The following is an 874-nucleotide window of genomic DNA, read 5'->3' as shown; positions in this document are numbered from 1 at the left end:
GAACCCGTGTACTCACCGCCAATGAGGGCGAGCCCAGCGACGATTACCAGACGGACCCGGACGGCTCCATCAGCATTGTGGATTTCAGTGATCCGGCCAACCCGGTCGTGATCACGGCGGGCTTTGACGCTTTTGATGCCGCCACCCTGCGAGACAGGGGCGTGCGAATTTATGGTCCCAATGCCTCCGTGTCCCAAGACCTGGAGCCGGAATACATTGCCATTTCGGCGGACAGCCAGACGGCTTGGGTGACCCTGCAGGAAAACAACGCCCTGGCCAAGGTCGACATCCTCGCCGGAGAGGTCACGGATATTCTGCCGCTAGGCGAGATTGATCGTGGTGTGGTTGCCATGGATTTCAGCGATGAAGACGGGGGGGTTATCAATATCACCACCCACGCCGGCGTGATGGGCCTGTATCTGCCCGATGCCATTCATGCCTACCAGGCCAATGGCGCTACCTATCTGGTCACCGCTAACGAGGGGGACGCCCGCGCTTGGGGGGAAGATAACGAGGGTTACTGGAATGAAGATCTTAAGGTTAACAGCACCGAATGTGGTGATGCCTCTCTTGGCTTTGTAGAGGAACTCCGCGTCAAGCATCTGGTTCATGCCGATGGCTTTGAGCGTCGTTGCGGCGATGACATGCCGCCACAACTGCTGGCGCTGGCGGAAGGGGCCCTGCTGGACCCGGATGTATTTGGCTATTGCGGGGCCGCCGCCGGAGACCCAGGGGATTGCCGTGACGATGAGTTGCTGGGTCGCCTGAATATCACCTGGGTGCAGGGCTACAAGACCGACGACAATGGCAAGCCGCCGCTGTTCAACGACGCGGGCGACCAGGATGACGACGGTAACCGCCTTATGTATGACAC

The 874-nt window shown here is 59.6% G+C and carries 1 pseudogene; it reads left to right on the top strand.

Annotated elements, in window-relative coordinates:
* Positions 1-874: pseudogene (locus A3730_RS30950) on the top strand (alkaline phosphatase); the annotation flags it as partial.

The sequence above is a fragment of the Alcanivorax sp. HI0044 genome (assembly GCF_001634945.1).
The sequence above is the reverse complement of the archived record's forward strand: the minus strand, read 5'-3'. Positions and strand labels throughout refer to the sequence as shown.